Source organism: Methanococcoides sp., from assembly GCF_030594565.1.
Taxonomy (GTDB): domain Archaea; phylum Halobacteriota; class Methanosarcinia; order Methanosarcinales; family Methanosarcinaceae; genus Methanococcoides; species Methanococcoides seepicolus.
Genome location: NZ_JAUVEY010000113.1, coordinates 1 through 7,130 on the forward strand (window position 1 = coordinate 1; position 7,130 = coordinate 7,130).

At 45.5% G+C, this 7,130-nt stretch carries 8 protein-coding genes; 2 read left to right on the top strand and 6 right to left on the bottom strand.

Annotated features, from left to right (window positions below; genetic code table 11):
- Window positions 1–788 (bottom strand): hydantoinase/oxoprolinase N-terminal domain-containing protein (locus QAS77_RS09160; protein ID WP_305065092.1); only part of this gene is annotated, 788 nt, incomplete at its 3' end.
- Between the two features lie 55 nt (window positions 789–843).
- Here QAS77_RS09160 and QAS77_RS09165 point away from each other — a divergent pair.
- Entirely contained in the window at window positions 844–1,344 is a 501-nt protein-coding gene (locus tag QAS77_RS09165; protein ID WP_305065094.1) for a phosphatase PAP2 family protein, read from the top strand.
- Between the two features lie 39 nt (window positions 1,345–1,383).
- On the opposite strand, the gene purF is transcribed toward QAS77_RS09165, so the two are convergent.
- The 3 genes from purF to QAS77_RS09180 form a co-directional block, all read right to left on the bottom strand.
- Window positions 1,384–2,772 (bottom strand): amidophosphoribosyltransferase, encoded by a 1,389-nt coding sequence (purF, locus tag QAS77_RS09170; protein WP_305065096.1) that lies wholly within the window; start codon window positions 2,770–2,772, stop codon window positions 1,384–1,386.
- Window positions 2,773–2,798: 26 nt separating this feature from the next.
- Window positions 2,799–2,969, bottom strand: coding sequence for a 50S ribosomal protein L37e (locus tag QAS77_RS09175; RefSeq protein ID WP_172363997.1), 171 nt, complete (start codon window positions 2,967–2,969; stop codon window positions 2,799–2,801).
- Between the two features lie 116 nt (window positions 2,970–3,085).
- The gene (locus QAS77_RS09180) at window positions 3,086–3,304 is read right to left on the bottom strand and encodes an LSm family protein (RefSeq protein ID WP_250867132.1); all 219 of its coding nucleotides are present in this window, start codon (window positions 3,302–3,304) and stop codon (window positions 3,086–3,088) included.
- Window positions 3,305–3,585: 281 nt separating this feature from the next.
- Between QAS77_RS09180 and thiD the strand changes: the two genes are divergently transcribed.
- On the top strand, window positions 3,586–4,914 hold the full coding sequence (gene thiD / locus QAS77_RS09185; protein WP_305065101.1) for a bifunctional hydroxymethylpyrimidine kinase/phosphomethylpyrimidine kinase: 1,329 nt from the start codon (window positions 3,586–3,588) through the stop codon (window positions 4,912–4,914).
- Window positions 4,915–4,964: 50 nt separating this feature from the next.
- Here the strand turns inward: thiD and QAS77_RS09190 are convergent, their stop codons facing one another.
- The gene (locus QAS77_RS09190) at window positions 4,965–5,495 is read right to left on the bottom strand and encodes a universal stress protein (RefSeq protein ID WP_305065099.1); all 531 of its coding nucleotides are present in this window, start codon (window positions 5,493–5,495) and stop codon (window positions 4,965–4,967) included.
- Between the two features lie 60 nt (window positions 5,496–5,555).
- The coding region (locus tag QAS77_RS09195) for a class I tRNA ligase family protein (protein WP_305065100.1) at window positions 5,556–7,130 on the bottom strand (1,575 nt) is incomplete at its 5' end.

A 7,130-nucleotide genomic window follows, 5' to 3' on the forward strand; every position in this document is an offset into this window, starting at 1 on the left:
AGAATGCTGTCCTTGCCTCTGAACGAAGTCGCTTGTGTTAGTCCTCCGTTCGATTGCATAAACAATAGGCTGGTGTTATCTCCATTGGATCGCAATATTGAATGTATCCTGTCAACATAACGCTGTAATACGGGCGAAAGATACCCGTCCACCATGGTCGTTTCCCCGCGTCCTATTATTTTTATGATGGGGCTGATCTTGTGGGATAGGGAAATATGTGTAAATCCTATCTCCTTTGCTATCCTTTCAATAGCAAGTTCATGCTCCGGATAACGATAAGAGTGCATAAGAGCCACTGCAAGGGAATATATTCCTGAATCATGAAGTTCTTTAAGGTCTCTCCTTAATTTGTCCTCATTAAGGGGTGCCAGCTCTTCACCATTGGAACTGTAGCGCTCTTCAGCTTCGATAACACTTTTATAGAGGACTTCGGGGAGCTTGATGTCAAGTGCAAATATGTCCGGTCGGTTCTGGTATCCTATTCTTAGAGCATCCCTGAACCCTTTGGTTACCACAAGGGCAAAGTTCTCGCCTTTTCTTTCAAGAAGTGCATTTGTACCTACTGTTGTTCCCATCTTTATGCATTCAATGTCCTTTGTTGGCAATTGCTCATCTGCTCCTAGGTCAAGCATCTGGCGTATCCCTTCAATTGCTGCATCTTCATAATGTTCCGGGTTTTCCGAGAGTAGTTTATGGGTGATGGTCTCTCCCTCGGGAGATCTGCCAATAACATCTGTAAATGTTCCTCCCCTATCTATCCAGAATTGCCATCTGTTTTTTACGGACATGTTCAACCTCGGTATCTTGCAAAATTGTTTATCTATACAGCTCCTACAATTATTTATGTCGTTCTCATCCCTGGATGCTCAGATACTGCATATCCTGAACTCTTATGCTGGTTTTGATCCCATTGTGGTATTTTTGTCAGTGGCAGGGGCTGATATATTGTGGGTATTGATAGCTGCTATTTTGTTCATATCGATCTCAAAGGAGAAAGCTCTCTATTATTGTTCGATGATGCTTTTCCTGGTGGAGGCGGTCGCATTGATCAAATCACAGTTAATGGTACCCCGTCCGGAAGATGTTCGATTTGTTGTGGAAGCCTCGGGCTATTCCATGCCAAGTGCACATTCGACAGCTGCCTTTGCAACAGCTATGTTCTTGTATCCGGTAGCAAAAAAATATGGTATTCTTATTTGGTCAGGTGCAATTGCAATGGCTTTAAGTCGTGTGTTTGCAGGTGTGCATTACCCTTCTGACGTGATAGCAGGGGTCGTGCTTGGTATAATGATAGGCTATTTGTGGTTACAGATCGAGAGCTATTTCCAAAAAAAGAGTATGTGAATTAATTATGTTGCTCTCTGATCTTTCAGATCGGAGCTGTTAGCGGGAACACTCTTCGCCAACTATCTTTATCGGATATCGTTCTGTAAGGCATCCAAGACAAAGTTCTTTCCTGTCAATACCTATTGATTTGATAAGACCTTCTATGCTGAGGTATCCGAGTGAATCTGCTGTGATGGCATTTTTCACATAATCAAGAGGCTTTTGAGCGGCAATGAGCTCTTCCCTTGTAGCCATATCAATGCCCATGTAGCACGGTGCGATAATAGCAGGGCTTCCTATCCTTGCATGTACTTCTTTTGCACCCGCGTTACGTACCATTTCGATTATACGTCTGGATGTTGTACCGCGAACAATACTGTCATCGAGGATGATGACCTTTCTATCCTTGAGGTTCTCAGCTATTGTGTTCATCTTAAGACGAACTGCTGTTTCCCGCATTTCCTGTCCCGGGAGGATAAAAGTACGTCCTATGTATCGGTTCTTCATCAATCCTTCCCTATAATTGATGCCCGATTCATCAGAATAACCTATTGCAGAGGTGATCCCTGAGTCTGGTACGGGGGATACAATATCCGCATTGACTGGGTGTTCTTTTGCAAGTTCTCTGCCTATCTGCTCGCGAACCTTGTACACAAGCTGACCGTCAATGATCGAATCCGGCCTTGCAAAATAGATGTACTCAAAAACACAGTGAGCACAGTTCTTTTCAGTTAACATCTGATGGCCTTCAAAACCATTTTCCGTTATCTCCACAACCTCACCGGCTTTGACATCCCTTGTCAATTTACCGTTGAGTGTGTCGATGGCAACGCTTTCCGATGCAACTACATATCCGCCGTCGATCTCTCCTACGCATAGTGGTTTGAATCCCAGTGGGTCCCTCACAGCGAAAAGTCGATCGTCTATCATAATGGCGAGTGAATATGAACCTTTGAGCATTGACATAACAGCCTTGATGGATTCAAGGGGGTCGTGTATTAGCAATGCTTTGACAAGAAGGTGAGCTATGACCTCTGTGTCGGAACTAGTTATAAAAATGCGTCCTTCGGATTCCAGCTCATCCCGAAGTTCCTCTCCGTTTACAAGATTTCCGTTATGCGCGATGGCAAGATTTCCATTCTTGTAGTTCACCATTAAAGGCTGACAGTTGACTATGTTGGAATCTCCGGTGGTCGAATATCGAACATGTCCGACACCGAGCCTACCTTCGAGCTTCAACAGTTCATCCTTGGAATATACTTCCGGGACAAGACCCATGCCTTTGATGGACTTGAGTTTATCTCCGTTCTTTACCGTAATTCCTGTGGATTCCTGTCCCCTATGCTGCAAAGCATAGAGTGCATAATATATTTGGAGTGAAGCGGGTTTTGCCTGCGCATCAGCTTTATGCATCAACACGCCGACAACACCACATTCTTCTTTCATTTATGCTCCAAATGAGAAAACTCGATTTAGAATTTGCACTTTCTTTGCCACTGGTAGCTTCGCATGCGTGATGTTTTTCCGAATCCGCATGAAGTGCACTGTTTTGTATGGATGTTGAGTGAAACGCTTCCACAGCGTCTGCATTTTGCATGTGTGCGTTTCTGCCTCTTACCCATTGATGGAGTACCTTTTGACATCTTTTAATCACCCTTTTGTATTATATAATATGTATTTTGCAGCCTATCTCTACTACTGATAAATTGTAATAATTATATCCGTGGATTTCTCCTGATGCATCTATTGTTCATATAGGTTACGGAGACACGTAGACTACGTTATCTCCTCTGATAACAACTCCACCTATCTTGCGAACGATCTCTCCGTCCTTTAATTCTTCTGCTTCGTCCAGAACAAGGTTCATGTGGACATCATATCCCTGAAGTACGCCTCTAAATTCTCTTGCGCCCTTCAATCTTACAATCACTGATGTGTTCAATGAATCATTCAATATATCCAGAGGTCTGTTTCCCATATCTATTGCCCCAATTGTGGTAATGAAATTATAATTTATAGTTCCTTATGTTGTATTTGAACTTGATAAGCGTTTAGTTCTTAACTTGAAGCTCCAATGTTGTAAATACAATATATAAACCTATCGAAATACGCAATATCATTTCAAACCTATTATAGTTGAGGTCATATATTACTCCTCCTCATCGATGTGTGAATTGCACTTCTAAATAACCACTTGTTTTTTATCCAAAAAGTTCAATCTTAGACCTTATGATAAGAGAAGGCTTAAAAATGGATGCGATGGAGATCATTCCCGTTGTATTGACCATCGCCGGTTCAGACTCCGGTGGCGGTGCAGGCATTGAAGCTGATATCAAGACCCTTTCTTCCCTGTATGTGCATGGAGCATGTGCCATCACCTCAGTGACCTCACAGAACACCACAGGCGTTCAGAGTGCTTATGAGCTACCTCCAACCGTGGTATCTGACCAGGTGGATGCAGTATGCACTGATATGGACGTCAGGTGGGCAAAGACCGGTATGCTTTCATCTGCCGATATTGTCAGGGCAGTTGCTGATCGTGTGAAAAAGTATGACCTTAAAGTTGTCGTTGATCCTGTGATGGCCGCAGAGGCAGGTGGAGATCTTCTCGAACAGGATGCTGTATCTATCCTTAAAGATGAACTTTTACCCATAAGCTATGCTGTAACTCCTAACATCAGCGAAGCAGAGACCCTTTCAGGTATGTCCATAACTACCCGTGAGGATGCCATGGAAGCTGCAAAAGCTATAGCTTCCCTTGGGGTGAAGGCAGTTATCATCACTGGCGGTCATTCCGATGGGGTGGACCTTATCTACGATTCAGTGACCGATGCGTTCACAGAAGTGCCTGGCAAGTTGATCGAAGGTGGGACCCATGGTTCAGGCTGCACTTATTCAGCAGCGCTGACCTCCTATCTTGCAAGAGGTTATTCTCTGCAGGATGCCGCAATTGGTGCCAAGGAGTTCGTAGAATATGGCATCCTTTTGAGCAAGAACATTGGCAAAGGCGTGGGTCCGGTGAACCAGATGGGCTATCTCCATACAATGGCAGCAAAAGAAAGCGTGTTGAGGAACACCGAGGAAGCTGTCAGGATGCTGGAAGATGATGTTAACTTCGCCAGCCTTGTTGCAGAGGTCGGTTGTAATATCGCCATGGCAATACCTCATGCCAGGGAAGTGAAGGATGTAGCTGCAGTTAACGGAAGGATCGTGAAGCTTCAGGGCAAACCCAAGGTCGTAGGATGTGTCAGCTTAGGGGCAAGCAGTCATGTGGCACGTATAGTATTGGCTGCGATGGAGTTCGATCCCAATATGCGTGCAGCAGTGAATATCTGCTATTCTAAGAACGTGCTTGCCATCTGTGAGGACATGGGGCTTACCATATCATCTTTCAGTCGTCAGGAAGAGCCTGAAGACACACACACCATGGATTGGGGTGTGACATATGCCATCGACTCATATGGTCGTGTGCCTGTCATCATCTATGACGAAGGCGGTGTGGGCAAGGAACCAATGGTCCGTGTACTCGGAAGGGATGCAGTGGAAGTGGCAGGATTTGCTCTGGAGATCGCTGCACGTCTTACATAAGAGCAGGCATGATTTTTTAAAATGCCTGCTTTATAATTTTTCTTCTCTTTTTATCTGACTGCCAGTACTTCTACCGGTGAGTTCCTGATAACTTTATCAGCGACGCTACCAAGTTTGAACGTGCCGTCTGCGGTCATTCCAAGCGTACCGATCACCACCATGTCCACATTCTCTTTCTTGGCTGTGTTCAGGATCGTAGCTGCCGGATGTCCTTCTTCGATAATGGTTCTGACATCAATGTTGAGTGACTTCCCCATGTCCTGCACATAGGCAGTGATCCTCTCTCCCTTCTCCATAAGATGTTTCTGCCTTTCAGTTTTCCATTTCTCATCTGCGATACGGGCAAATTCCCTCCACTGCTCACTTGTCATGTGTTCAGTGGCAGCGACTTCCATTGCAGCGAGATAGTCTCTGTGCACTGCTTCAGGTGTGATCCCGATGACATCCATCTCCATAACGTACAGCGCAAGAACACTGGCACCGCATGAGGATGCGATCTTCAAACCCGACATTACGGCCTTCTCTGCATTTACAGACCCGTCAGTAGCTATCAAAATAGTCTTATATTCTTTACAATCCATTAAAATACCCTCGCGAATAGTTATAGAAAACTATTGCGAGGGATATAATAACTGTTTTGGTCAGCGAATTATCACTACGACAGTTCCGTTGACATCAAGAACATCAACAGCCCTTCCTTCAGAGATGACCTCTTTCTCAATGGTCACACTTTCCGGTTCAAGTTCGATATCTTCGCCATCTACGTTGATGGTGATGTTTCCTTTTGAGACAATCTCAGCAATTTCTACAGGGTCCATGGATGTCAGGGTCTTGATTATAGCTCCTGCCTGTTTCCTGAACCTCGGACCGATGATTCCCATGTTCGGCTTAATGTTCACCGGCACATGTTCAAAGTCCGGTTCACCGCTAATTATCTCAACGGTTGAGTTCGTGACACCTGTCAGGTCTGAAGCATCCTCAAGTGATGTGTAGACCTCGATCTTTTTAAGAGGGGCGTTAAGTGCCATACCGGATTCGGATTTGTATCTTCTGATATTGCCTGCAAGGTCCTTGATAAGCTCTCCGTCCTTCTCGATAGTCTCATCGATGAGCATCTCATCAACAACTGGCCATTCCTGCACGTGTATGCTTCCCTCTCCTATCCTTGAGTACATCTCCTCTGCAAAGAACGGAGCAAATGGGGCAAGCATGCGTGAGAGTGCATCAATAGCAACATATAATGTGTATTGTGCAGCCCTGCGTGCTTGCTTGTCATCACCATACAGTCTGGACTTCACAAGCTCGATATAGTTATCTGCAAGTGTTTCCCATGCGAATCCCCTTATGGATTTGTATGCCTCGTCGAACTGGTATGCATCAAGGCTTGCGGTGACCGAACTGATGAGCCTGTTAAGATTGCTCAAAAGCCATCTGTCGATGACATTGATTTTCTCCGGTTTGCCGGACGTGATCTCTGCAAGCTCGTCTTCGATATGTGACATGGAGAACCTGTAGATACTCCACATCTTAGTAAAGAACCGGGATGCTGATACCACGTCTTTCCATCTGAACATTACATCGGAGCCTGTGGAACCACCTACTGCTGCCCACTGCCTGAATGCGTCAGCACTATGGTCCTTGATGACCTCTTCAGGTGAGATGACATTTCCGAGGGATTTACTCATCTTATGTCCGTCCTCTCCGAGAACCATTCCGTTGACGAGTATGGACTCCCAGGGCTTCTCGCCGGTAAGTGCCATTGAACGGAGTATGCTGTAGAAAGACCATGTACGAATGATGTCGTGTCCCTGTGGACGCAACTGTGTTGGGTTCCTCATCTTCTTATCGCTGAGCCATCCTGCAACGTGTAACGCAGTGATGGACGAATCCATCCACGTATCCAGGACATCCTCTTCCGGTTCGAAATCCTCACTGCCGCACTTACATGCCACAGGTGGCTGCTGCTGTGTAGGGTCGATAGGAAGCCATTCCTCTTCAGCGACCATGACCTCGCCACACTTCTTACAATACCAGACAGGTATTGGTGTTGCGAAGATCCTCTGGCGTGAGATACACCAATCCCACTCCATTGTGTTGGTCCAGTTCTGAAGCCTTACCTTCATGTATTCAGGCAGCCATTCGATCTCGTCTGCTGTCCTGAGTATCTCATCATTGTCGATCTTGACGAACCACTGCTTCTCGGAAAGTATCTCTAT